The 24,073-nt window shown below is 64.2% G+C and carries 23 protein-coding genes; 16 read left to right on the forward strand and 7 right to left on the reverse strand.

Going from position 1 to position 24,073, the window contains the following annotated elements; all coding sequences use genetic code 11:
- A partial coding sequence (locus C486_RS15560; RefSeq protein ID WP_169316581.1) for an acyl-CoA thioesterase occupies positions 1 to 293 on the reverse strand: 293 nt, incomplete at its 3' end.
- 62 nt (positions 294 to 355) lie between these two features.
- A complete protein-coding gene (locus tag C486_RS15565) occupies positions 356 to 1,123 on the reverse strand; it encodes a DUF7001 family protein (RefSeq protein ID WP_008457782.1) in 768 nt (255 codons plus the stop codon).
- A gap of 671 nt (positions 1,124 to 1,794) precedes the next feature.
- On the opposite strand from C486_RS15565, the gene rdfA reads away from it, so the two are divergent.
- The 6 genes from rdfA to secY all read left to right on the forward strand — a co-directional run bounded on the left by rdfA (position 1,795) and on the right by secY (position 8,525).
- A complete protein-coding gene (rdfA, locus tag C486_RS15570; RefSeq protein ID WP_008457783.1) occupies positions 1,795 to 2,553 on the forward strand; it encodes a rod-determining factor RdfA in 759 nt (252 codons plus the stop codon).
- A complete protein-coding gene (locus C486_RS15575; protein ID WP_008457784.1) occupies positions 2,550 to 4,337 on the forward strand; it encodes an archaea-specific SMC-related protein in 1,788 nt (595 codons plus the stop codon). Before rdfA ends, C486_RS15575 begins: the two co-directional genes overlap by 4 nt.
- Positions 4,338 to 4,491: 154 nt before the next feature.
- Complete coding sequence (locus C486_RS15580; RefSeq protein ID WP_008457785.1) at positions 4,492 to 4,710, forward strand: hypothetical protein; 219 nt, start codon at positions 4,492 to 4,494, stop codon at positions 4,708 to 4,710.
- A gap of 435 nt (positions 4,711 to 5,145) precedes the next feature.
- Complete coding sequence (locus C486_RS15585) at positions 5,146 to 6,042, forward strand: DUF106 domain-containing protein (protein ID WP_008457786.1); 897 nt, start codon at positions 5,146 to 5,148, stop codon at positions 6,040 to 6,042.
- A 121-nt stretch (positions 6,043 to 6,163) separates the two neighbouring features.
- Positions 6,164 to 6,850, forward strand: a complete 687-nt coding sequence (locus C486_RS20415; RefSeq protein ID WP_008457787.1) for a hypothetical protein — start codon at positions 6,164 to 6,166, stop codon at positions 6,848 to 6,850.
- Positions 6,851 to 7,061: 211 nt separating this feature from the next.
- Positions 7,062 to 8,525 carry a preprotein translocase subunit SecY gene (secY, locus tag C486_RS15595; protein ID WP_008457788.1) on the forward strand — a complete coding sequence of 488 codons (1,464 nt, stop codon included), beginning with the start codon at positions 7,062 to 7,064 and terminating at the stop codon, positions 8,523 to 8,525.
- A gap of 828 nt (positions 8,526 to 9,353) precedes the next feature.
- Here the strand turns inward: secY and C486_RS15600 are convergent.
- Complete coding sequence (locus C486_RS15600; protein ID WP_008457789.1) at positions 9,354 to 10,283, reverse strand: sulfide-dependent adenosine diphosphate thiazole synthase; 930 nt, start codon at positions 10,281 to 10,283, stop codon at positions 9,354 to 9,356.
- A 366-nt stretch (positions 10,284 to 10,649) separates the two neighbouring features.
- Here C486_RS15600 and C486_RS15605 point away from each other — a divergent pair, with 366 nt between their 5' ends.
- Positions 10,650 to 13,130: a DNA topoisomerase I gene (locus C486_RS15605; RefSeq protein WP_008457790.1), complete on the forward strand. Its 2,481-nt coding sequence runs from the start codon at positions 10,650 to 10,652 to the stop codon at positions 13,128 to 13,130.
- 61 nt (positions 13,131 to 13,191) lie between these two features.
- Here C486_RS15605 and C486_RS15610 read toward each other — a convergent pair whose 3' ends face one another.
- Positions 13,192 to 13,812 (reverse strand): TlpA family protein disulfide reductase, encoded by a 621-nt coding sequence (locus C486_RS15610; RefSeq protein ID WP_008457791.1) that lies wholly within the window; start codon positions 13,810 to 13,812, stop codon positions 13,192 to 13,194.
- Between the two features lie 367 nt (positions 13,813 to 14,179).
- Between C486_RS15610 and C486_RS20420 the strand changes: the two genes are divergently transcribed.
- Positions 14,180 to 14,353, forward strand: a complete 174-nt coding sequence (locus C486_RS20420) for a hypothetical protein (RefSeq protein ID WP_241432516.1) — start codon at positions 14,180 to 14,182, stop codon at positions 14,351 to 14,353.
- Positions 14,354 to 14,459: 106 nt separating this feature from the next.
- The gene (locus C486_RS15620) at positions 14,460 to 15,140 is read left to right on the forward strand and encodes a LysE family translocator (RefSeq protein WP_008457793.1); all 681 of its coding nucleotides are present in this window, start codon (positions 14,460 to 14,462) and stop codon (positions 15,138 to 15,140) included.
- A 34-nt stretch (positions 15,141 to 15,174) separates the two neighbouring features.
- Here the strand turns inward: C486_RS15620 and C486_RS15625 are convergent, their stop codons facing one another.
- Complete coding sequence (locus tag C486_RS15625) at positions 15,175 to 15,849, reverse strand: HD domain-containing protein (RefSeq protein ID WP_083866043.1); 675 nt, start codon at positions 15,847 to 15,849, stop codon at positions 15,175 to 15,177.
- A 229-nt stretch (positions 15,850 to 16,078) separates the two neighbouring features.
- Here C486_RS15625 and C486_RS15630 point away from each other — a divergent pair, with 229 nt between their 5' ends.
- The 4 genes from C486_RS15630 to C486_RS15645 all read left to right on the forward strand — a co-directional run bounded on the left by C486_RS15630 (position 16,079) and on the right by C486_RS15645 (position 18,990).
- Positions 16,079 to 16,495: a cobalamin B12-binding domain-containing protein gene (locus C486_RS15630; RefSeq protein WP_008457799.1), complete on the forward strand. Its 417-nt coding sequence runs from the start codon at positions 16,079 to 16,081 to the stop codon at positions 16,493 to 16,495.
- Positions 16,496 to 16,497: 2 nt separating this feature from the next.
- Positions 16,498 to 17,589 carry a methylmalonyl Co-A mutase-associated GTPase MeaB gene (gene meaB, locus C486_RS15635; protein WP_008457801.1) on the forward strand — a complete coding sequence of 364 codons (1,092 nt, stop codon included), beginning with the start codon at positions 16,498 to 16,500 and terminating at the stop codon, positions 17,587 to 17,589.
- 161 nt (positions 17,590 to 17,750) lie between these two features.
- A complete protein-coding gene (locus C486_RS15640) occupies positions 17,751 to 17,975 on the forward strand; it encodes a hypothetical protein (protein WP_008457804.1) in 225 nt (74 codons plus the stop codon).
- A gap of 70 nt (positions 17,976 to 18,045) precedes the next feature.
- Complete coding sequence (locus tag C486_RS15645; RefSeq protein WP_008457805.1) at positions 18,046 to 18,990, forward strand: alpha/beta fold hydrolase; 945 nt, start codon at positions 18,046 to 18,048, stop codon at positions 18,988 to 18,990.
- 61 nt (positions 18,991 to 19,051) lie between these two features.
- Here C486_RS15645 and C486_RS15650 read toward each other — a convergent pair whose 3' ends face one another.
- Positions 19,052 to 19,441 carry a Zn-ribbon domain-containing OB-fold protein gene (locus C486_RS15650; RefSeq protein WP_008457807.1) on the reverse strand — a complete coding sequence of 130 codons (390 nt, stop codon included), beginning with the start codon at positions 19,439 to 19,441 and terminating at the stop codon, positions 19,052 to 19,054.
- On the reverse strand, positions 19,438 to 20,604 hold the full coding sequence (locus C486_RS15655) for a thiolase C-terminal domain-containing protein (protein WP_008457808.1): 1,167 nt from the start codon (positions 20,602 to 20,604) through the stop codon (positions 19,438 to 19,440). Before C486_RS15655 ends, C486_RS15650 begins: the two co-directional genes overlap by 4 nt.
- A 179-nt stretch (positions 20,605 to 20,783) precedes the next feature.
- Between C486_RS15655 and C486_RS15660 the strand changes: the two genes are divergently transcribed.
- The 3 genes from C486_RS15660 (at position 20,784) to C486_RS15670 (ending at position 24,048) form a co-directional block, all read left to right on the forward strand.
- Entirely contained in the window at positions 20,784 to 21,851 is a 1,068-nt protein-coding gene (locus C486_RS15660; protein WP_008457810.1) for a M42 family metallopeptidase, read from the forward strand.
- Positions 21,852 to 22,029: 178 nt separating this feature from the next.
- On the forward strand, positions 22,030 to 22,275 hold the full coding sequence (locus C486_RS15665; protein ID WP_008457811.1) for a hypothetical protein: 246 nt from the start codon (positions 22,030 to 22,032) through the stop codon (positions 22,273 to 22,275).
- 153 nt (positions 22,276 to 22,428) lie between these two features.
- Positions 22,429 to 24,048, forward strand: coding sequence for an SLC13 family permease (locus C486_RS15670; protein ID WP_083866044.1), 1,620 nt, complete (start codon positions 22,429 to 22,431; stop codon positions 24,046 to 24,048).
- Positions 24,049 to 24,073 lie beyond the last annotated feature (25 nt).

The following is a 24,073-nucleotide window of genomic DNA, read 5'->3' on the forward strand; positions in this document are numbered from 1 at the left end:
TCAGAGATGTGTATAAGAGACAGCTCGTACTCCATGGTACAACTCGAGTCGCCGAGGTCGGCGACGGAAAGGGCCACGACCGGCTCGTCGTCGTACGTGATCGGTCGCTCGTAGGCGATTTCGAGAGTCGCGACTACGAAGGCGATCTCCTCCTCGGGTACGCCCAGCACCTCCTCGATGTAAGCGGTCCGGGCCGCCTCGAGATAGCTCGCGTAGACGGCATGGTTGACGTGATTCAGCGGGTCGAGGTCCCGAAAGCGAACGGGGACCTCGTGAGTGAACTCTGTACTCATTGTGTGTTGTCGCTCGCGGATTCGCACAAAAGTACGCACCGGTTCGTCCTCCCGGCACCAACTCAGGCTCGATCGTACAGGTCGGCGTGGGCGGCACAGAACGCGGGGTCGCGAAGTTGTGCATCGATCAGTTCCGGTTGCCGGTGGGCGTTAAAGAGCCGACACCCCTCCCGGTCGCAGAACGCCTCGCCGGTCTCGAGGTAGTGAAACGCCTGCAGCACGTACCCCTTCAGGGCCTCGGTGGTCCGCGGGTCGTCGGCGACCAGAAAGTCGCCGTCGACCTGATTCTCGAGGACTTCCCGCGGCGGCGCGTCCCCGGAGAGGAGGGCATGGCGCTGTTTTTCCTTATAGTAGGCCTCGGGCTTGGCGGGAGCCTCATAGAGCCCCGGAACCGACACCAGCGCCGGTTGGCCGGGGACGATCACGCGCTTGTGCCAGCGCCCGTCGTGGTCGCCCCACGTCCCGATGGCGCGGTCGAGAATCGCGACGTGCAGCGTCTCGAGTCCGCGCTCGTCGGCGGGGAGGGCGGCGTTGAGCGCGCGCTGTACCTGGGTGCCGTCGTAGAGAACCCCGCCCTCGCGCTCGGGGGTCTCGAGCGCCCGCTTCTCGTACCGGATCGTCCCGAGCATCGTGTTGCCCGTCTCGCGCTCGTAGGGGGATGGAACGCGCGCCTCGGCGAACCGCTCGGCGAGGTCGTCCGTGCGGTGGACGTCGAGGAACCGATCGCGGACGGCCACGGTCGCCTCGAGTCGCGTCCGCAGCCAGGCGGTGATGTCGTCGACCGCGGCCGTCGTCGAGGGTGACCGATAGCAGATGAGACGTTCGACCATGTACTAACTAGTGGTACCACCTGGTGAAACAGTTGCGGTTGAATCGCTCGAACGGTCGACAGCGGGACGAGGCCGTCGCCTCAAGCGGCGCGAATCGCGGACTGATCCGTGTACCGACGGCTGGGTCGAGATGGGTGTATCGCAACCGATGCCGGCCACTCACTCAGCGGGCTAATACATAACTGATTGTATTATTCTCTCGTATGGTAAGCCATCAGAGTATCAGTTGCGGTCGGAGATCAGTGCACCGAGACGAGCTGAGTTCGGATAAGACCGACCTCATGGAAAACCAACTACACGCGGCCAGTCCAGCGGAATGCGATGTGTGAGGGGACAATGGGAGCGGTTTGCGTCGATCGAAGCGACCAGTCGGAGGTGGACAAAGGCGATCTATTGGGGACAATCATGGCCGCTGTCTCGGTCGCTGGTGTCCCGGCTCCGATCTCCTTCCCCACAATCATAATTTCACAAGAATACTTCTATGGACATTATATCAGTTTATTGACTATCGGACGCGGTTCACGAGCAAAGCGCCGTGGCTGTGCGGGACTGGTCAGCGAAACTTCCCGGAGGCTATGCCGTCAGCACGATTGCAGCGGTTCGGGACGGCTCGGGCGTATAGTGATCACGTTTATTAGCAGTCGGGCCCTCCTTTCGAACAGACCACAACGATGGGATGTAAGGTCGATACCCTTATCGAACGCCACTCTCTGACCGTCCCCGCCCCGGAGTACGATTCCGTCAACGAGTATCTGGTGGCGCGCTGGACCGGTTCGGACGGCCGGTCCGCCGACGGATACAAAGCCCTCACGGAGTGGTTCAACAAACGGCTCCTGAAACGGCTCTACGAGGAGCACGACCGAGATACCGTCACCGTCCATCTGGACCGCGAATACGAACTCATCACCGGCGATGAGACGCTCCATCGCGACGAACTCGCGGCCGATCTCGCAACGGATGGACTCGATATCGACGAGATCGATAGCGAACTGCCCTCCTGGAGCACGATGCGTCACCACCTCAAGGACTGTCTCGAGGCCGAAAAGGACACGCAGCCGGCGGACACGGACTGGGAGACGGACACCGTCCGGATGGCTCGCGAACAGGCCACGGAAAAGGCCCAGTCGGTACTGTCGTCGCTCGCCTCGAAGGGCCGGCTCCGGAACGGAGAGCAAGCGGACGTCGACGTGCAGGTCAAACTGAGTTGTCCGGAGTGTTCGGTCCGGGTCCCGTTCGCGGACGCGGTCGAACGCGGATACGTCTGTGAGACGCACTTCGACGCCGAGTCGGACGAGTCGGTCCGAGAGAAGGGGCGGAACGCCTTGTCCCTTCTCGCGGTTCCGTACGGACTCCTCGAGGGGATTCAAACGGCCGTTCTCGAAGACCCGTACCTCGTCGAGGCGGTCGCGACCGCTGCCATCCCGGTATGACGTGGCAGTTCTCCATCGAGAACATCGCCGGTATTCGGCAGGGAGAGGCGCGCATCGAACCGGGCGTAAACGTCGTCCGGGCGTCCAACTGGCAGGGCAAATCGAGCTTTCTCGCGAGCATCGAAACGGCGCTTGGCACGGCGACGCCGCTTACCGAGGGACAGGCGACCGGTCAGGTCACCGTCACCACGGCCGACGAGGAGTTCGCCGTCACTCTCGAGCGGGCGGAGGGGTCGGTCTCCCGGACGGGAACCCCGTATCTCCACGACGAATACGATCGAGTGTGTGCGACACTGTTCGCATCGCTCGACGAAACCAACGAGATCCGACGGGCCGTTCGAAACGGCGAGACCATCGAACACCTCCTCACGCGGCCGCTGGATTTCGAAAACATCGACGAACGGATCGCCGACCTGAAAGCGGAGCGAAAACGGGTCGAGACGGAACGCGATCGCGCGGCGGAGGCCGCCGACCGACTGCCACAGCTTCGGACCCGAGTAACGGACCTCGAGTCGACCCTCGACGAACTGCACGCCCAACGAGCCGAGCTCGACGACGAGACCGGCGGTGGCACGGACTCTCGAGACCAGTTGAGCGAACTGCGCGCGGAGCGCGATCGCGTCGACTCCCGCATCGACCGTCTCGAGACGACGGCCAAGCGCGTCCGCGAGACGCTGTCGGAGAAGCGAACCGAACTCGAGTCGCTCTCGGTTCCGTCGGGCGAGGACGTCGAACGCGAACTCGAGACGCTCCACGAGGAGCGCCGCGACGTAGAGCGAGACGTCGAACTGCTACAGTCGGTTTACGAGGCGAACAAGCGCGTCCTCGATGAGGGTCGCACCGAACTGTTGACCGACGTTTCCCACGACGTGCTCGCGGATACAGTACAGTGCTGGCTCTGCGGCGAGGATGCCACACGCGACGGGATCGAGGCGCAGTTAGCGGCGCTCGACGAGCGGATCAGGGAACTCGATTCGCAAGCCGACGAGTACCGAGAGCGAGCCGCGACGCTCGAAGCAAAACGCGACGAAAGCCGGCAGGCTCGCCGGCGTGAGACGGAACTCACCGATCGTATCGGCGCTCTCGAATCGCGACTGGCAGAGACCGAAGAGAGTCTGGAAACCGCTCGGGAACGGCGGGCGGAACTGGCATCGCGTATCGAGACACTCGCCGAAGCGGTGGACGCGACCGAAGAGCGAGTCCTGGAACTGGAAAGCGAGATCAAATACACCGAAACGGAGGTCGCGGACGTTCGTGCGGACCTCGAGGACGCCGAGGCACAAGCGGACCAGTTGTCGACGCTCGACGACGAGTACGCATCGCTGACGGCGGAGATTTCCGAACTCAGGGGCCGCAAGGCGGAGATCAAACGGCGCACTCGCGAGGCGTTTTCGACCGCGCTCGACGACCTCCTGGAGCGATTCGACACGGGATTCGAGACAGCCCGTCTCACGAGCGGGTTCGATCTCGTCGTCGCCCGGGACGGCCGCGAGGCGCGACTGGACGCGCTCAGCGAGGGCGAACGGGAGGTACTGGGGCTTGTCGCAGCGGTCGCTGGCCACGAGGCGTTTGACGTCGACGAGCGCGTTCCGGTGTTGCTCCTCGACGGACTCGGTGGGTTGGCAAGCGACAACCTCCGAACGTTGGTCGACTATCTGCGGGATCGAGCCGCGTATCTCGTTCTCACGGCGTATCCCGAACACGAGGGGTTCGACGGTCACGAACTGTCGCCGGCCGACTGGCAGGTGGTCTCCCACGACAGCGACGCCGAGACAGCGTCCTGAGTCGAGCCCGCCGCTCCCGCGGGCAAGCTGCCGGATCCGCCGCGAATGCGCTCCCCATGGACGGGTGCGGACGGGAGAGTCGGGACGGATTATCTAGTAGCTTCCCTTATAATTTTGGACATGATTAAGTAAGTCGGGCTGATAGAATCACGTGATGAGCGACTTTACCGAGCACCACCAGAAGGGAGTCGAGGCGTTTACCGAGAGTTTGGAACACAAGCGACAGACGTGTCACGGCTGTGGCTTCGAAGATACCGTCCTCGGCAGCGAGTGGCAGACACACGTCGAGACGGAACCCAGGTCGGGCCACATCCTCTATCGGTTAACGTGTCCGGACTGTAACGAAACCGAAACCGTCGAGATCGATATTTAACCCTCGAAGACCCGATGATACTCGCCGGGCGCACGACGGGCCGCGTCCCCTCGTTCTCGGCTGAACTGAGTCGGCCCGACACGTCGTGCCGCGGCCTGCGGACCGACGCGCTCCGATCGAAGCGAGACCCCGGTGCAGGTCCAGCCCGACTCCAGCTTGACAATGACTTAGTGATTGTTACCGAACCATCTCACTCCGTCGGTTCGGGACACGGTTCCCGGCAGTGCCGAAGGCGGGCCGTCGCCGGCCGACGGTCTTCGGAGCCCGCAGTCCTGCTCGCGCGTTCGGTCCCAGCGAACGCACGGTGTCGTTGCTGGCTCCTGTATGCGGTCGCGCATGTTTCGCTGACGGATTCCGACCCGCAGTCACGTCCGTTCTCGATCGCCGGCGATGGGAAGCGTTGATAACTCTCTGAGATAACGACTACGTACGGCCATGTCAGAACCGCAGTTAGCGTCGCTTCTCGAGGAGCCAGCGATGCGTGACGCCATCGCAGTCGTGTTCGAACGGAGCGACGGTGGACGCGAGGAGTTGCAGTGGGCTGACGTAAGAAACGCGCTGTCGAGTGACCAATGGGGACGGTTGATCCGAACCGGGACGCTCGTGGAGGGGAGCAGCGGGTTCGCGATCGCCGATCCGGACCGCATCCAGCGAGCACTCGAGGAACGCGACCAGGGTTCGGAACCGGACGAAAACGGGGACGAGATCGAAGCCGAACCGTGGGCCTGGTACGACAAGGCGGTCGGGCTGACGGCGCTCGCCTTCTTTATGGGGTACTGGAACACGGGGATTCGGAATACGGTCGCGTCGTTCGATGATCTCGTTCTCGCACCGATCACCGACGTCCTCCCGTTTTACGCGGTCATCATCCTCCTCGCGATCGTGACTGGCCTCTATTCGACCGTTCTACAGGCGCGTCTCACGAACACCGAGAAGTTGCAGGCGTATCAGAAGCGAATGAACGACCTGCAAGAGCGGCAAAAAGCGGCCAAAGAACGAGGCGACGACGAAGCGCTCGAACGGATTCGGGAAGAACAGATGGCGGCCGCCGGCGATCAACTGGGCATGTTCAAACTGCAGTTCCGACCGATGGTCTGGATCATGCTCCTGACGATTCCGGTATTCCTCTGGCTCCGGTGGAAAGTCCGTGGCGGACACCTCGGGTCCGGCGAGACCGGGCTCGTCGTGCCGCTCGCCGGCGCTGTCTCGTGGCAAGACCCACTCGTCGGTCCGATGGCGACGTGGATCGTCTGGTACTTCCTGTGCTCGATGGCGTCCCGGCAACTCATTCGGAAAACGCTCGCCATCCAGCCGGCATCCCCGTCCTCCTAACAATGGCTAAGTCATTGTTACAACGCCGGTCGGACTCCCGTCGTGCACTGCATTCACCGAGACGGTTCCAACGACACGCCGACCGGGACGCACTCCCTTCGACTGACGGCTTCGCTCACCCATGTCGCGTGTGAGCACCGACTTCGACTCCCGGCTCTCGAGTGCAGCGTTCTCGATCGGTGTCTGTCTGTGTGCGGTCGGCCTCGTCGGGAGCACGATGGATCTCGTCTCGAGCGTGCCGCTGTCCGGTCCGGGGATCGCGATCGATCTGGACCTCGAGTTCCTCGGCGTCGTTGCCGGGCTCGGCGCGGTTGCCTGTGATCGGACCGGCGTTTCGGCAGCACTCTCATCGGAGCCGGTCTCGCCGACGGATGAACGGCAGCCGGTGTACATCACGCGGCCGCTGCTCGAGACGCTGCTCGAGACGGCTCGCCGCGCCGAGCCGGAGTCGCTTTCGATCGGACTGGCCGTGACGCCCGCCAGTCGGATCTCGAGTCGCGCGGACATTCCCGAATCGATGCCCGTATTCACGCATTTCTATCTGCCCAAAGGCCGTAATTCCGTCAGTACCGTCTTCGGAATGGAGCTGCAGATCCCGCCGACACGAACGCACGGTCGATTCGTTACCCATCCGCTCTCGGAGCTTCGGCTTACGAAACGCGACGATCTCCAGGGGATCGTCTTCGTTGCCGTGCCCCCGTGGGACGACGACTCGATCGCGGCCTTCGATCGGTTCGGACGCCGATGTCCGATGCGGGTGATCGATGCGGTGCCGCCGGACGAGCCGCTGCCGGGTGAGAACCACTAGTATTTTTATCGCCTCTCGATCAACTCGAACACGAGCACTCAGTCGACAGCCAGCGGTCCACGTCGAGTCGAGACGCTGCCTCGGCACGGATTCGTCCGGTTGCGGCATGAGTATCAACTCCAGAGAAGCGTATGAGATACCATACTGACACTCCAGTTCTTATCGGCCGCCGGTATCGTTGTCGACCACATTCGACGCCGACGTGGTACCGATGAGTTGGAAAAATGCAGCCGAACCGATCCTCGTTCGCATGCCGACCGTCCGCCGACCCGAGGGACACGTCCCGTTCCGTCGGAAACTCGCCTGGACGGCCGGCACGCTCGTCTTGTATTTCTTCCTGTCCAACGTCTACCTCTTCGGCGCTGATCAGGGAAGCGATATTTTCGGCCAGTTCCGATCGATTCTGGCGGGTGGCCAGGGGACGATCCTCCAGCTCGGCATCGGCCCGATAGTGACCGCGAGTATCGTCTTACAGCTGTTGGGCGGCGCGAACCTGTTGGGGCTAGACACCGATGATCCGCGTGATCAGACGCTCTATCAAGGGCTACAGAAACTTCTCGTCGTCGTCATGATCTGCCTGACCGGCCTTCCGTTGGTGTTCGCGGGCGGGTTCTTGCCGGTCGACCCGAGCATCGCTCACGCGCTGAGTGTCCCACAGAGCGTCGTCAAGTGGCTCATATTCGCCCAGATATTCATCGGCGGCGTCCTGATCCTGCTCATGGACGAAGTCATCAGCAAGTGGGGCGTCGGGAGCGGTGTCGGACTCTTTATCGTCGCCGGCGTGAGTCAGAAACTCATCGGCGGGTTGCTCTCGATTCCCGGACTCACCGGCCAGCGACCCGGCGTCTTGATCGCCTGGGTCGAAATCCTGCTCGGAGACATTCAAGTCGGCTCCCCGCTTACCGAAGCGGGGCTCCAGTCGCTGCTGTTCGGCGTCGGCAATATCGTTCCACTCCTGACGACCCTGCTGATCTTCGGCATCGTCGTCTATGCCGAGAGCGTTCGTGTCGAGATTCCGCTCTCGCATGCTCGAGTCAAGGGCGCTCGCGGACGGTTTCCGGTCAAACTCATCTATGCGAGCGTCCTCCCGCTGATTTTCGTCCGCGCGCTGCAGGGGAACATCCAGTTTCTCGGCCGCATTCTGTATCGGCAGTTCGGAGACACCCTCCCCGCGTGGCTCGGTGTGTACGCGAACGGGAGCCCCGTCGGTGGGCTGTTTTATTATTTGAACCCGATCCACACCCCGCGGCAGTGGATGTGGTGGACCGGCAGCGTGACACAGCATCCCTGGCAGGTCGTCCTCCGCGTGGCGATCGACCTCGTGTTCATGCTCGGCGGCGGGATCGTGTTTTCCGTCTTCTGGGTCGAAACCGCCGATATGGGGCCCGAATCGACGGCCCAACAGATCGATAACTCCGGCATGCAGATCCCCGGCTTCCGGCAGAACGTCGGCGTCATCGAGCGAGTCATGGAGCGGTACATTCCGCAGGTCGCCGTCCTCGGCGGCTTGCTCGTCGGTATCCTGGCTGTGCTCGCGAATATGCTCGGCACCATCGGCGGGATTTCGGGGACGTCACTGCTGCTTACGGTCAGTATCACGTACAAACTCTACGAGGAGATCGCCGAGGAGCAACTCATGGAAATGCATCCGATGATGCGCCAACTCTTCGGCTGACCCCTCGAGCGCTCGAGTCGGCTCGCAGTCCACACCGTGATCGTCCGGCGTCATCCCGTTCGGTGAATCGAGGCGGAACGACACTCGCATCGCGGTCGAGACTGTGACCAAAATTGCTCAAGAAACTAATGTGAAGTTGTTCTTTGTGGATCTCTGAAGCAGTTCGAGAGAAACTATTTCTCTCTAAGTACCAGTTTGTACATGTGTTGCTAGCTGATCTGGTTTCCACGTTGTTCGTCTCCAAAATCGGAGTCACGCGTTGACTGGCGTCGGTTGGTGATTTATCCCACCGAGACGCTGGACAACACGGCGTCGGAGACATGGTGCGTCCCGTTACAGTCCGTGAAAAACCATTACGGCCGGCGTCGGCTCGAGTGTCGCGGATCGTCGCTTGTCGGATCGTGGTCGGCGACAGCGCAGAAACACTCCCGATCACCGTCGAACCACGGTCTCGGTGATCGCGATGTGAGCCGCGCGCTGGCTCGCGTCCGGTCGCACCGGCACGTTACGAATCCGGAGACGGATCGTCTGCTGAACTGATCATCGCCAAATATATCGAATCTACATATAGTATGTGAAACCGAGTAGTTGGACATCTAGGTCTGATACGGAAGTCTAACAACAGCTACAGCGTTTCCTTCTCACACGACATTGTCCACCTGAGTGTACGACAGTTTGCGAGCAGCGTGGTACTCGTTTCAGTCGGGACGAGCGAACTCAGACACGCGTTCTCGAGGGAAAACACGTCGATCCACTCATACCTCACCCAGTCGCCCGGCCGCGAACCTACCGGCACGGTTCCGCTTCCCGTCGCCCCCTCGTGTCCGCTCAGTCGTCGGCGGGGGCCGCACGCGATGTCAGTTCGACGGGGTCGGCATCGATCTCGAGTTCGTCCAGCGCCTCCTGGGCGGCCCGTTTCCCGGAGACGAGCATCGCGCCGAACGTCGGCCCCATGCGCGGCAGGCCGTAGGTCGTCGCGGTGGCCATCCCCGTGGCGATGAGGCCGTCGTGGACGAGCCCGGTGTGTTCGACGACGGCGTCCTCGGACTTGCCGACCCACATCGAGTCGTGACCGGGCGAGTCGTGGCCGGGCGCGCCATAGGTGTCGTCGTCGGTGCTGTCCATGCCCGTCGCCGATTCCTCGGCGTCGCCGATACCCGGTGCGTCGAGGACGCCGCGTTCGTCGAGTTTCTTGACCGCCATCGCGTCGTGGCCGGTCGCGTCGATGACCAGATCGGCCTCGACCGCGATCGGGTCGACACAGGTGATTTCGCGCGGCAGGGCATGGACCGGCGTCCAGTTCATGACGATGCCACCGACGCGGTGGTCCTCGCGGATGACGATGTCCGTGAACTCGGTCATGTTCTGCATCTTCGCACCGGCGTCGCAGGCGGCTTTGATCAGCCCGGAACAGGCCTCCGGACCGTTCGCGACGTACAGCCCCTCGCTGTCCTGGGACTGCTTGAAGTCCACGTCGAGATCCTCGAGGATCTGCTGTGCGGGGTCACGCACCGTGACCTTGTTCATCAGGAAGCCGCCGAGCCAGAAGCCGCCCCCGAGGTAGTTGTTCTTCTCGACGACCATTACCTGGACGCCGCGCTCGGAGAGTTCCTTCGCCGCGGTCAGCCCCGAGGGGCCGCCGCCGACGATGATGACGTCCGAGTCCGAGAAATCCATGAACTCCTCGGTCCACTCCTGTCCGATCGCGCGGGTGACATCGGCTTCGCCGACCTGACTGAACTGCTCGAATTCGCTCATACAACTAGGTGGTATGACTTGGTAGTGAAAAGCCTATCGCAGCCGCGATCGGAACTCATGCAACGTTCGTGAGGGACTCACGTAAACGCGCGTTCGGGAGGGGTCCGGCCTCGCAATCCCGTTCCATCGGATTCCGGCTGATTTCCTCTCGTGTCTTTTCGTTCGCACGCGTCGAACCAGCCTCGGCTCGCTGGCGCAGGGTCCTCGCGCACACGCTCACGCGAGCCCGCGACCACACGTACACCCGCGCTGTCGGTCGGTTTTGGCGAAAGCGTTATCAGAGGCTCAATCGTACCGACCGACAATGACCGACACTCGTCCGCGACGACGGCAGCCGGACGCTCGCGAAGCGGGAGGTGACCCCCGGTGGAGCTAATAATCACGGAGAAGGACAACGCGGCTCGCCGGATCGCCGACATCCTTTCCGGCGGGACCTACGACTCGAGCCGCGAGAACGGCGTCAACGTCTACGAGTGGGGCGGCAAGCGCTGTGTTGGGCTGTCGGGCCACGTCGTCGGGGTCGACTTCCCCTCGGAGTACTCCGACTGGCGGGACGTCGAACCGGTCGAGTTGATCGACGCCGACGTCGAGAAGACGGCGACGAAGGAGAACATCGTTGCGACGCTGCGACTCCTGGCCCGTCGGGCACAGCGCGTGACGATCGCGACGGACTACGACCGTGAGGGGGAACTGATCGGCAAGGAGGCCTACGACATCGTCCGGAACGTCGATGACGACGTGCCGATCCGCCGGGTTCGGTTCTCCTCGATCACGGAAAACGAAGTGCAGAACGCGTTCGACGAACCCGACGACCTCGACTTCGACCTCGCGGCCGCCGGCGAGGCCCGCCAGATTATCGACCTCATCTGGGGGGCCGCGCTCACCCGCTATCTCTCCCTGTCCGCGGGCCAACTCGGCGACGACTTCATTTCCGTCGGCCGGGTACAGTCGCCGACCCTCAAACTGATCGTCGACCGCGAGCGCGAGATTCAGGCCTTCGAGCCCGAGGAGTACTGGGAGCTGTTTGCGGATCTGCGAAAGGACGAGACGAGCTTCGAGGCCCAGTACTTCTACCGCGACGAGGACGACAACGAGGCCGAACGCATCTGGGAGGAACCCGTCGCCAACGAGGTCTACGAGACGCTCGCCGACGGCGATGTGGCGACCGTCGTCGACGTCACCCGGCGGACCCGTACCGACACGCCGCCGGAGCCGTTCAACACGACCCAGTTCATCCGCGCGGCGAGCGCCATCGGCTACTCTGCCAAACGGGCGATGTCGATCGCCGAGGATCTCTACACCGCCGGCTACATCACCTATCCGCGGACCGATAACACCGTCTACCCCGACGACCTCGATCCCGAGGACCTCTTAGACGAGTTCGTCAGCCATCCGTCGCTCGGCGACAGCGCCGAGTCGCTGCTCGAGGCCGACGAGATCACGCCGACGGAGGGCGACGAGGAGACGACCGACCACCCGCCGATTCATCCGACCGGCGAGATCCCAAGCCGCGGAGACGTCTCGGACGACGAGTGGGAGGTCTACGAACTCGTCGTCCGGCGGTTCTACGCGACCGTCGCCGACGCCGCGGTCTGGGAACACCTCAAGGTCGTTGCCGAAGCCAACGATCACCGGCTCAAGGCGAATGGCAAACGCCTCATCGAACCCGGCTATCACGACATCTACCCGTACTTCAGTACGACGGAGAACTACGTCCCCGACGTCGACGAGGGCGAGGAGTTGGCGCTTTCCGATGTCGAACTCGAGGACAAACAGACCCAGCCGCCGCGTCGATACGGCCAGTCGCGGCTCATCGAGACCATGGAGGGAATGGGGATCGGAACGAAGTCGACCCGCCACAATACCTTGGAGAAGCTCTACGATCGGGGCTACATCGAGAGCGATCCGCCGCGACCGACGAAGCTCGCGATGGCCGTCGTCGACGCGGCCGAGAACTACGCCGACCGGATCGTCAGCGAGGAGATGACCGCCCAACTCGAGGCCGACATGGACGCCATCGCCAGCGGCGAGGCCACGCTCGACGACGTCACTGACGACTCCCGCGAGATGCTCGAGGAGATCTTCGCGAACCTCGCGGACTCGCGCGAGGAAATCGGCGACCACCTCCGGAAGTCGCTGAAAGACGACAAGCGACTCGGCCCCTGTCCGGAGTGTGGCGAGGACCTGCTCGTCCGCCGGAGCCGTCACGGCTCCTATTTCATCGGCTGTGACGGCTACCCCGACTGCGAGAACACGCTACCGCTCCCGTCGACCGGCAAGCCGCTCATCCTCGACGAGGAGTGTGCGGAACACGGGCTCAACGAGGTCAAGATGCTCGCGGGCCGGCAGACGTTCGTCCACGGCTGCCCGCTCTGTAAGGCAGAAAACGCCGGCGAGGGGCCAGTACTGGGCGATTGTCCGGACTGTGGTGAGGACCACGGCGGCGAGTTGGCGGTCAAAACCCTCCAGAGCGGCTCCCGCCTCGTGGGCTGTACGCGCTATCCCGACTGCGAGTACTCGCTGCCCCTGCCCCGCCGCGGCGAGATCGAGGTCACCGACGAGCGCTGTGAGGAACACGACCTGCCCGAACTCGTCGTCCACAGCGGCGACGAGCCCTGGGAACTGGGCTGTCCGATCTGTAACTACCAGGAGTTCCAGGCCCGCGAAAGCGACTCGGGGTCCGATCTCGAGGCGCTCGACGGCGTCGGTGCGAAGACCGTCGAGAAACTCGCCGACGCGGGGATCGAGGACCTCGAAGACCTGATCGATGCCGACCCCGACGCGGTTGCGGACGATGTCGAGGGCGTCAGCGCCGATCGCATCCGGAGTTGGCAGGCGAAGGCGTAGCGTCCCCGATCTGGCTCCCGGTACCCGTCGTTCGGGCACGGAGTCGCGCCGAAACGACCGATCAGGCCGTCGTCGAGTCGTTCGACTCGGTTCCGGAGGTCCCGTGATCCCGTTCGAACGACTCGAATGCTGTCTCGACCGCCTGTACGATGGCGTCGCTCGATTTGACGCCGAGTTTTTCCCAGCGTTTCTCGCCCGTTTCGTCGATGACGGTCGTCACCGGATAGCCGATGATGCCGTAGTGTGCCGCCAGCGACGATTCCGGATCGCGCCCGACGGCCCAGTTGCCGTCGTGGGTTCGCCACCACGTCCGGAGTTCGTCGTCCGGGAGCGAGTCCGACGACTGATAGGTGACGGACACCACTGTGAGATCCTCGCCGTAGTCGTCGACGAGTCGCGACCGAGCCTCGGCGAGGCGCGGCATCTGCGCCTGGCAGTGGCCACAGCCCGTGACGAAGAACTCGGCGACCGTGATCCCGTCGTTGGGGATCAACAGCGTCCCGGCCTCGCTCCCTCGAGCGTCGAGTGTCGCTAGTTCCATCGGCCATTCCGCTCCCTCGTCGGGTTCCGACTCGGCGGCCGGTTCGTCCCCGAACGACGGCACCCCTCCGAGGACGACGCCGACTCCACCGGTGAGAACGCCGACGCTACCGATACCGGCGAGTAGTTCGCGTCGTCTCATTCTGGCACACCTCCGTGGGTCGGTCGCGGGGACTCCAGTCGGTCGTTTCGAATCGAGTCCGACGCCCCATCACGTGTCAGCCCACGATCCGAACCGAAAAGAAAACACTGGTTCGCGCGCCGAACGACCGACTCCAGCCACTCGAGCGACGGAATGCAGTCGGGCCCGACGCGCTCGGTAGCTATCGATACGGAACCCTGACGGAGACCGAACGGCGAGCATTATTTTCTAAGCTAGTATTCAATAGATATAAGTTTCGGCAACAGAACGGTAACGTCATATTGACAGATCGATCGATTCGACGGCCGTGTTCGAGCACCCATGTCCACGAACGCCCGCTCCGTCTCATCGGTTCGGGGTGGCATCGATGACCGACTCGGCCGACGACGGGCCGCCGCTTCCCGACTGTCCCCGCTGTGGCACGCCGGTTTCACAGGTGACGATGCGCGGTCCGTTCGAACGGATCGCGACGCCCTGTGGGTGTTCGATCGCGCCCGGTGCGCTCGAGGGGCCGACGAGCCCGACGACGGAGTCGGAGTGATTCGGACGGGCCGTCGAATCGGTGACGGCGGTCGGCACCGCGCAACGCCGGCTCGAGTCGATCACTGAGCTTTTCACGGCAGCGCGCCCAGTCGAGACCGAGACTCGTGGCTTCGCCCGTTACCACTACACTGGCCGGCGTCGTCTTCGGACTCGCGCTGGCGGCTCCACCGGGGCCGATGAACGCGATCATCGCCGAGGAGAGCGTCGTCCGCGGCTGGGCGGCCGGGTTCCGGGCCGGGCTCGGCGCGATGCTGGCGGACGCGGTGTTCCTCGTGTTCACGCTTGCCGGGCTCGTCGCCGTCCTCGACGGCGTTCCAGCTGTCCGCCCGGCGCTCTATCTGGCCGGCGGCTGTCTGATGTTATACTTCGCCATCGGCGCGGTCGACGACGCGCGGACCACTACGTCGTTTACCGACGCCGGTCGGGCCGCTGCCACGGGATTTCGGAAAACGTTCGTCCTCTCTTTGACCAACCCCTATCAGATCGGCTTCTGGCTCACCGTCGGCGTCGGCCTGCTCGAGTCGGGAACGCTCGACGTGTTATCGTACGCGCCGGCCGTCGGCGGGACGCTCGAGGGAACGTTGGTCGTCCAAACTGGCTCGCCGGTACTGCTAATCGGGTTCTTCGCCGGGATCGCGCTCTGGGTCGTCGCCTATCCAGCGGCGCTGGTCGCGGCGGGAAAGCGCGTCGACGCCTTCGCACCCATGATCGCAGCGCTGAGCGCGGTCGTCCTCGTCGGGTTCGGAGTGCTGTTCCTGCTGCTGGGGGCCGCTCGAATCGTCTGAGCGACCGGGATTCGCCGTGTGCGGACGCGTCGATTTACTCGCCCAGCGCGGCGATTTCGTCCTCGAGCCACTCTCTGAACCACTTGACGCGTTTCAGACGCTGGTGGGCGATGCCCTCGGCGGTCTCACTCTGGACGCGCGAGGCGGCGTCGTACCCTCGCTCGAGGACGCGCTCGACCATCTCGTCGGAGTCCATGTGGGTGCGGGCCTCGTAGCCCATCCGCAACAGCATCAGGGCGATACCGTTCGCGCCGACCTTGTCGAGGAGGTCAGCCTCGATGAGACACTGGGTCTCGAGGGCGAGATCCGTCAGGTCGCCCTGATAGGAGTGGTGTTCGATGGCGCGACACACCTGCTGGATGAACGACTCGGGGTACTCGGCGCGCGACTCGAGGTACTCGCGGGCGACGTGAGCGCCGGCCTCGGCGTGGAGTTCCTGGTCAGTCTCGAGTTTGGCGACGTCGTGAAAGAGGGCGGCGACGCGGGTGACGTCGACGTCCGCGCCCTCCGCCTCGGCGATGTCGGTCGCGAGATCGACGACGTTGAGGATGTGGTTGTGCCGGTACTCGGCGGAGTGCCAGGGGTACCAGCGCATGCGGCCGCCTTCCTCTTCCTTCTCGACGCTGGCGGCGAGATACTCGAAGACGAACCCCTTCATTTCCTCGAACTCCGCGTCGGTCACTCGCGTTTCCTTTATTTCAACGCCCACGATAGATCCCTCCGCAATAGACGAATGATAGTCATTGCCGGAATGTTCGGTCGTTTCGTTCTTTAGCCTTTGGTTCGGACCGGTTTCGGTGAGAAACGACAGTCATGGTATTTTATCGGACCGGCCACAGTCGTGCTCGAGTCGGATCGGAAAGCGAGTTTCGTCACTGACGCTTCAACCCCCACCAACTTCCGTTAAAGTCAAACAGTCGGCTCGGGTATGGGTGGGTATGAGTAGCGAACAGGAAGCGGAGTCGATTCGGTGTCTCGTCGCCAAAGTCGGTCTCGACGGTCACGATCGCGGCGCTCACGTCATTGCCCGCGCGTTCCGGGACGCCGGCTTCGAGGTTATCTATTCCGGCCTGCACAAAGCGCCCGAGGAGATCGTCCAGGCCGCGGTCCAAGAGGACGTCGACGTGCTCGGCATCTCCATCCTCTCGGGGGCCCACGACACGCTCGTCCCGAAGATCATGGACGGGCTTGAGGAGTACGGTGCCAAAGACGACACGCTCGTTCTCGCCGGCGGCGTCATTCCGGACGAGGACCGCGAAGGACTCAAAGAGGCCGGCGTCGCCGCGATCTTCGGCCCTGGGACCTCGATCGAGGAGACCATCGAGTTCGTCCGCGAGAACGCGCCGCAGCGATGACCATGGACGCCGACGACGAGTCGCTGCTCGAGGCGCTACTGGCGGGGGAACACCGCGCGCTCGCCCGGGTCATCTCGAAGATCGAGAATCGGTCGCCGGGCTATCGAGAGCTCGTGTCGGAGCTCTACGCACATACCGGCGACGCCGACGTGATCGGGATCACCGGCTCGCCGGGCGCGGGCAAGTCGACGCTGGTCGACAAGCTCGCCGAAGAGTATCGCGACCGCGGCGAGACGGTCGGGATCATCGCGATCGATCCCTCCTCGCCGTTCAGCGGCGGTGCCGTTCTCGGGGACCGGATTCGGATGGCCTCTGCCGTGGGCGATATGGACGTTTTCGTCCGGTCGATGAGTGCTCGCGGCACGCTCGGCGGCCTCTCGACGGCGACCGCGGACGCGGTGAAGGCGATGGACGCCTTCGGGAAGGACAAGATCATCATCGAAACCGTCGGTGCCGGACAAAACGAGATCGACATCGTTCGGACCGCCGACACCGTCGCCGTGCTCGTCCCGCCGGGTTCGGGCGACGACATCCAGACGCTGAAAGCCGGCATCCTCGAGATCGCCGACGTCTTCGTCGTCAACAAGGCCGACCGCGACGGCGCGGACCGCACCGTGCAGGAACTCCGGGAGATGGTCCATCTCGGCGAGGAGAGCGGCCTCGCCGGCGGCAGCGGCGGGCACCACGGTGCCGACGTGATGAGCGGCAGTGACGCCGCCGTCGAGGCGACGGCTGACGAAGACGAGGGCTGGACCCCGCCCATCGTCGAAACGGTCGCGACGAAAGGGACCGGCGTCGAGACCTTCATCGACGAACTCACGAACCATCGCACGCATCTCGTCGACTCCGGCACTCACGCCGAGAAGGTCCGCCAGCGCCACGCCGAGGAGATCCGCACCCTGTTACGCGAGGACGTCCATTCGCTGCTCGAGGACGAACTCGCCGACAGCGGCGGGATCGACGGGCTCGCGGAGGCCGTTCGGCTGGGCGAGACGGACCCGTACTCGATCGCCAGCGACATGCTCGCCCCCGTCGAGACCTGCATCGAGAACCTCGAGACCGAAACGCGCGGGGACGGCTCGAGCCAGGAGTAGCGGTACCAAACAGGGAGAGCGGCGGTTCGGAATGAGTGCATTCGCCTATCCGGCTCAGCCTCGCTCGCCGCTCGAGCATTACGCCGCTTGTCCGAAATGATACCAAACAATACTGTTCAGCAATCAAAACACTAATGGGGGAGAAATATAATTTTTTTCGTATGTTTGGTCCTCTGTACAGCGTCCTGCTGATCGCGGGAGCGTATGCCGTCTACGTCGATGCGACCGAGCGAGAAACCGATTCTCCGATCGGGTGGGCGATCGCAACGCTAGCCGTCGGCTACGCCCTCGGACCGATACTTCTGGGCGTGTTTCTGCTCCTGTACCTCGTCCTGCACGCCATCGAGGCCCGTTGGGGCCGGTGGAGTCGCGGTCACGCCGTCTGAGAGCGGAGCATCGCCCGGCGCACCGAACCGAGACCTGAAGTCTAAGGCCGTTGCCGTCCAACGCCCCGTTATGAAAGCCCGAACAGTCCTCGGTGCAGCCCTCGGAGCCGTCGGTGGTGTCGTCCTCGGGAACCGCCTCCTCAAGCGACGTGCGAGCGACCTCGAGAACCCGCTGGTCGGTATCGAACGGACGTATCGCTGGCGCGGGATCGAGACGACCTACACCGTCGCCGGCGATCCGAACGATCCCGACATGCTTCTGCTCCACGGGGTCTATGCGGGCGCGAGCAGCCACGAGTTCGAGCCGATCGTCGAACAACTGGCCGAGGACTACCACGTTTACGCGGTCGATCTTCCCGGATTCGGTCGCTCGGAGCGGCCGCCCCTGGTCTACTCCGGAGCCCTCTACGGCGAATTCGTGCGCGACTTCGCGGCCGAGATCACCGACGAGCCGATCGTCGTCGCCTCGTCGCTGTCCGGGACGTTCGCCGTTGACGCCGCCGACGAGACCGCGTTCGAGCGGCTCGTCCTGATCTGTCCGGCCGACGAGACGACCGACGAGCGGCCGTGGGTCCGGACCCTCCTGCGAACGCCGATCGTGGGCACGACGCTGTACAACCTGCTCGCGAGCAAACCCTCGATCCGGTACTTCTACGACCGGGACGGCTACTACGACGCCGACCGGGTCAGCGCCGCGGAAGTCGGCTACGCCTGGGACAACGCCCACCAGCCCGGCGCGCGCTACGCCCCGGCCTCCTTCGCCGCGGGCACCCTCGACCCCGACTTCGACCTCGCGACGGAACTGGCCGCCCTTGAGACACCGGCGACGCTGGTCTGGGGCCGCGACGCCGAACTCGTCCCGCTGCGCGAGGGCCGGAACCTCGCCGAGGCGGCCGACCTCGATCTGGTCGTCATCGACTACGCGACGCAGTTGCCCCACGCCGAACATCCCGACACGTTCGTCGAGTATCTGAGCGCGGAGCTCCCGCGTGCCGACGCGGGCTCGAGCGAATAATCGAGTCGGAACTGCCTGCGATCGAGTCGGAAAGGGATTCGCGATCGTCGCTCCCGAACCGTTAGACCGGCCGGAGGCCGATCACGCGCTCGCCCGTCGTCTCCGAGGTCGTGATCTCGAGGGCGACGGTGAGTCCGGTCTCGACGTCCCCGACGTCGATGCCGACGACCTGTCCGGTCAGGCGAACGGGGCCGAAGTCGACGACGGCCGTCGCGTAGGGAGCGTCTTCCTCGAAGGCCGGCGTCGGAACGTGCGTGACCGTAACCGTCCGGATCTCGCCCGTTTCGGGGAGTTCGACCTCGGCGATGTCGGTCGAGCCGCAGTCGGGACAGACGCGGCGCGGCGGCAGGGAACCGTGGCCGTTCGCGCACTCGAGGTAGTAGGCGTCGCCCTCCGCGGCGGCCGCGAGCCACTCGTCGAAGCCGGCGTCGGCGACATCGGACTCGCTCATCGGTCCACCTCCAGAACGTGAACGGTCGCGCTCGCGACGGTGCCACCCGCGTTGTGGGCGACGGCGGTCGTCGCGTCCGCGACGTGGTCGCTGTTGGGATGGTGGCCGGCCAGCAGCTCGGTCACCTCGACGATCTGGGATGCGCCGGTCGCGCCGACCGGGTGCCCCTTCGCTTTCAAGCCCCCCGAGAGGTTGATCGGCGTCTCGCCGTCCGCGGTCGTCCGGCCGTCGCGGGCCGCCGAGATCCCCTCGCCGAGTGGCTCGAGATCGAGCGCCTCGAGCGCGAGCACTTCGGCGATGGTAAAGCAGTCGTGGACCTCCGCGAAGTCCACGTCACCGGCGTCGACGCCGGCGTCGGCGTACGCCTCCGCGCCGGCCTCACGTGCGGCGGGCGAGCGCGCCAGGTGCTCGCGGTCGTGCAGCGCCATCCGGTCGCCGCCCTGACCGGTGCCCGTGATCGCGACCGGGGCCTCGAGATCGTGTTCTTCGGCGTAGGCCTCGCTCGTCAGCACGAGCGCCGACGCGCCGTCCGAGATCGGACAGGCGTCGTAGAGGCCGAGCGGCTCCGAGACCGGCGGAGCCTCGAGAACGTCGCTGACCTCGATCGCGCGCTGGTACTGGGCGTTTTCGTTGGAGAGCGCGTTCTCGTGGTTCTTGACAGCGATGTGGGCCAGGTCCTCGTGCTCGCCGCCGAACGCGTCGAAATAGGCCTGGGCCATCAGCGCGTACGCACCGGGGAACGTCACGCCGGCGCGGACTTCCCAGAGGTCGTCCGCGGCGATCGCGAGCGCTTCGGTCGCGCCCGCGGTGCCGAGGTTGGTCATCCGCTCTGCCCCGCCCACGAGAACCACGTCGTTCTCGCCGGTCCGAATCCGTTTAACCGCCTCGCGGACTGCGGTGCCGCTTGAGGCGCACGCGGACTCGTATCGGGTTGCGGGGGCCTGGACTCCCGCCGCTTCGGCCATCAACGGGCCCTGGTGGCCCTGGTGCTCGGAGAGTTCGCCCATGAAGTTGCCATAGAGGACGGCCTCTACGTCGTCTCGGGGAACGCCGCTCTCTTCGAACGCCGTGATGGTCGCTTCGGCAAAGAGATCTCGACTGGTCCGTTCGGGGCTGTTACCGAACGACGTCAGCCCTGTGCCTGCGACACGTACGTCACTCATGTACACACGTATAGTGTGCGAACCCGTTAATACTCCGCGGTTACGGCTGCGAGAAATATAGTATTGGCGACACGTTGCGGGGTTCTTACCGCTATTTGCTGGCGGTTCCATAAACTTCAGTCCGGTCGTACCGAGTTTCTTTCCGCGTACTTATAAGTGATCGCGACCCACGCGGGAGTATGACAACCGTTCCGTTCGATTTCGATCTGCTGACGGAGCTGACGGAGACGAGTGGCGTCCCCGGGTACGAGGACCGCGTTCGCGAACTCGTCGTCCGGGAACTCGAGGACAGCGTCGACTGCGTGCGAACCGATGCGATGGGCAACGTCGTCGGCACCCTCGAGGGCGAACGCGACTATTCGGTGGCCGTCGCGGCCCACATGGACGAGATCGGCTTTATGGTTCGCCACATCACGGAATCCGAGGACGGCTACGGATTCGTCGAACTCGACGCGCTCGGCGGCTGGGACGCGCGGGTGTTGAAGGCCCAGCGCGTAACGATCCACGCCGACGACGGGGACATTCCGGCGGTTATCGGGTCGCCGCCCCCGCACACGTTAGACGACGACGAGCGCGAGCAGCCCCCCACCGTCGAGGACATCGTCCTCGACCCCGGCCTTCCCTACGAGGACCTCGCGGAGCGCGTCTCACCCGGCGACCTCGTCACGATGTCCCAGACGACCGAGCGCGTCGGCGAGACGGTCACCGGCAAGGCCCTCGACGATCGCGTCTGTCTGTGTGCCATGCTCGAGGCGGCCCGCCGATTGACGGACCCGCAGGTAACGATCCACTTCTGTGCGACCGTTCAGGAGGAGCTCGGTCTGCGGGGCGCTCGTGCGCTGGGCATCGACATCGACCCCGACCTGGCGATCGCACTCGACGTGACGGTCGCCAACGATATCCCCGGCTTCGACGCCGGCGAGCACGTCACCGAACTCGGCGCGGGAACCGCGATCAAACTCAAAGACTCGAGTGTCATCACGAACCCGAAACTTCATGACCGCCTCCAGTCGCTCGCCGAGGAGGCCGGGATCGACCACCAGTTCGAGATCCTACCCGCCGGCAGTACCGACACCGCGGGGTTCCAGTACACCGCGGGCGCGAAACCCGTCGGCGCGCTTTCGATCCCGACCCGGTATCTCCACACCGTAACCGAGACCGCCCACGTCGACGACATCGCGGCGACGATCGACCTGCTCGAGGCGTTCCTCGAAACCGAAAGCGGCGAGTACGAGTACACGCTTTAACGGGCGACCCGATGTCGCGGCTGTTCGGACCGATGCGAGCGGCCCAGCGACGAGCGAGCGCTCTGACGGGCCGGCAAGCGTGGCGATCCCCGGTTTGCCTGGCAAGCACGGCGAAAAACGGGACCCCCTGACGAAGCACATTTCAACGACGCCTCTCATTTGACGTGTACTGTCCCTTATGAACGGCTCCGACGGTCCCGCTCTCGACGACATCTCGCCGCGCGCTTGGCGACTTCTCCGGGTAGCCGCCGGGTACGACCAACGGGCGGTCGAGCGGGAAGTCGACGAACTCATGCAGGCCCACGTCTCGATGCTCGAGAGCGGGAATCGATCGCTCTCTCGAGCGCGCCGGGAGACGCTGTTGAACCTCTACAGTGCGGCCCTCACCGACGAGCAGTTGCGTGCTATCGTCGACCATTTTTAGCCGGTTCCGCCGACGCTGCTGAGTCCACCGTAAAGCGAGATCGCGGGATCAGCGTCCGTCTCGCTACCCCCTGATCGGGACGGTCTGGGGTGTCATCGCACGACAATGGATGTAAACTCTTAATAACAATAGTGATCATTCTCGCGTGTATCAATGATACATCGACTGTTAGCTGGTTCAAACAGGCGATCAGTACAGTTCCTTCTGGCAGCAACCGGGACGGTTGCGATCGGGGCCGCACCCTCACCGACCGGCCTCTCGGTGACGGGCCAGTACGCGCTCGCAACGATGTTCTTCGCCGGGTTCCTCTGGGTCACCGGCGCGCTCCCGCTCGCGGTCACCGCGCTGACGATCCCCGTCTTGCTCACGGGGACCGGCGTCTACGACTCGATGGACGCAGCCCTCGTCGGGTTCGCCGATCACATCATCTTCCTGTTTTTGGCCGGGTTCATGCTGGCCAACGGGATCCAGAAGTACAATATCGACCGGCGGATCGCGCTGTATTCTATCGCCAAGATGGGAAGTTCGCCGCGGCGGCTGATCTTCGTGATCATGGTCGTGACCGCCGTGTTGTCGATGTGGGTATCAAACACCGCGACGGCCGCGATGATGATGCCGATCGCGGTCGGCGTCCTCAGCCAGGTCCTCGACCGGGATGATCTCGCGTCCTCGGACGAGCAAGCCGGGGCGAGTGACGCCACCGAAACGGCTGCCGACGGTGGACACAGCGAATCCACGGCCGCGTTTACGAACCTCCAGATCTCGATGCTGCTCGGGACCGCCTACGCCGCGAGCGTCGGCGGCGTCGGGACGATCATCGGGACGCCACCGAATGCGATCCTCGTGAGCCAACTCAACGCCATTCTGGACTACGAGATCGGGTTCGCCGACTGGTTCCTCGTCGGCTTCCCCGTCGTCGTCGTGACGCTCCCGATCGTCTGGGTCATCCTGACGTACGTGCTGTACCCGCCCGAGGTACCGGACGTCGAGCGGGCGCGAGCCACCGCTCGAGAGCAACTCGAGGCCGAAGGCGAACTCGATCCCCGCGGGAAACGGGTGGCGGCGATCTTCGCTGTGACGGCGGGGCTCTGGATGCTCGGCGGACTCGGCGACCTCTTCAAGCCGTATCTCCCGGCCGTCTGGATGACGACCGTGTTCGGCGGCGAGGGGATGACGGTCTTCGGCGTCGAGGGTCACGAGGGACTGCTCTACTACGTCATGGTCGGCGTCGCGGCGATTCCCGCGCTCGTGCTGGCCGACACGATGGAGTGGGAGGAATTGGTCGACATCGATTGGGGGACGTTGTTGCTGTTCGGCGGCGGGATCTCCCTCGCGAACGCGCTGGCTGACACGGGCGCGACGGAGTGGATCGCCGACACCGTGTTCGGCGGACTCGTCGGCGCGCCCATCATCCTCGTCATCGGCGCGGTCGTGCTGGTCGTCATCTTCCTCACTGAAATGACGTCGAACTCCGCGACGACCAGCATCATCGTCCCCATTCTGATCAGCCTCGGGAGTGTCTTCTCGGCGACGCTCGGGCTGACAGACTTCTCGACCGCGCTCTTCCTCTCGGTCGCCGGCGCGATCGCCGCGAGCTTCGCCTTCGCGCTCCCCGTCGCGACGCCGCCCAACGCCATCGTGTTCGGCAGCGGGTACGTCAAACAACGTCACATGCTCCGGGCGGGACTGGTCCTGAACGCGATCATGACGGTCGTGCTGACGGCCATCATCTGGGTCCTGTTTACCTTCGTCTGGCCGCACCTGCTCTGGTGAGCACGGGCCTGCGACGCCGTCGGTA

Source organism: Natrinema gari JCM 14663 (assembly GCF_000337175.1).
GTDB lineage: Archaea > Halobacteriota > Halobacteria > Halobacteriales > Natrialbaceae > Natrinema > Natrinema gari.

Excerpts from the sequence above, each read along its gene's own strand:
- C486_RS15610 (WP_008457791.1), bottom strand. The coding sequence starts at position 13,812 with ATGAGACGACGCGAACTACTCGCCGGTATCGGTAGCGTCGGCGTTCTC.
- C486_RS15660 (WP_008457810.1), top strand. The coding sequence starts at position 20,784 with ATGACAACCGTTCCGTTCGATTTCGATCTGCTGACGGAGCTGACGGAG.
- C486_RS15630 (WP_008457799.1), top strand. The coding sequence starts at position 16,079 with ATGAGTAGCGAACAGGAAGCGGAGTCGATTCGGTGTCTCGTCGCCAAA.
- C486_RS15645 (WP_008457805.1), top strand. The coding sequence starts at position 18,046 with ATGAAAGCCCGAACAGTCCTCGGTGCAGCCCTCGGAGCCGTCGGTGGT.
- C486_RS15575 (WP_008457784.1), top strand. The coding sequence starts at position 2,550 with ATGACGTGGCAGTTCTCCATCGAGAACATCGCCGGTATTCGGCAGGGA.
- C486_RS15565 (WP_008457782.1), bottom strand. The coding sequence starts at position 1,123 with ATGGTCGAACGTCTCATCTGCTATCGGTCACCCTCGACGACGGCCGCG.
- C486_RS15670 (WP_083866044.1), top strand. The coding sequence starts at position 22,429 with ATGATACATCGACTGTTAGCTGGTTCAAACAGGCGATCAGTACAGTTC.
- C486_RS15640 (WP_008457804.1), top strand. The coding sequence starts at position 17,751 with ATGTTTGGTCCTCTGTACAGCGTCCTGCTGATCGCGGGAGCGTATGCC.
- C486_RS15580 (WP_008457785.1), top strand. The coding sequence starts at position 4,492 with ATGAGCGACTTTACCGAGCACCACCAGAAGGGAGTCGAGGCGTTTACC.
- C486_RS15650 (WP_008457807.1), bottom strand. The coding sequence starts at position 19,441 with ATGAGCGAGTCCGATGTCGCCGACGCCGGCTTCGACGAGTGGCTCGCG.
- C486_RS15655 (WP_008457808.1), bottom strand. The coding sequence starts at position 20,604 with ATGAGTGACGTACGTGTCGCAGGCACAGGGCTGACGTCGTTCGGTAAC.
- C486_RS15585 (WP_008457786.1), top strand. The coding sequence starts at position 5,146 with ATGTCAGAACCGCAGTTAGCGTCGCTTCTCGAGGAGCCAGCGATGCGT.
- C486_RS15600 (WP_008457789.1), bottom strand. The coding sequence starts at position 10,283 with ATGAGCGAATTCGAGCAGTTCAGTCAGGTCGGCGAAGCCGATGTCACC.
- C486_RS15665 (WP_008457811.1), top strand. The coding sequence starts at position 22,030 with ATGAACGGCTCCGACGGTCCCGCTCTCGACGACATCTCGCCGCGCGCT.
- C486_RS20415 (WP_008457787.1), top strand. The coding sequence starts at position 6,164 with ATGTCGCGTGTGAGCACCGACTTCGACTCCCGGCTCTCGAGTGCAGCG.
- meaB (WP_008457801.1), top strand. The coding sequence starts at position 16,498 with ATGGACGCCGACGACGAGTCGCTGCTCGAGGCGCTACTGGCGGGGGAA.
- C486_RS20420 (WP_241432516.1), top strand. The coding sequence starts at position 14,180 with ATGACCGACTCGGCCGACGACGGGCCGCCGCTTCCCGACTGTCCCCGC.
- rdfA (WP_008457783.1), top strand. The coding sequence starts at position 1,795 with ATGGGATGTAAGGTCGATACCCTTATCGAACGCCACTCTCTGACCGTC.
- secY (WP_008457788.1), top strand. The coding sequence starts at position 7,062 with ATGAGTTGGAAAAATGCAGCCGAACCGATCCTCGTTCGCATGCCGACC.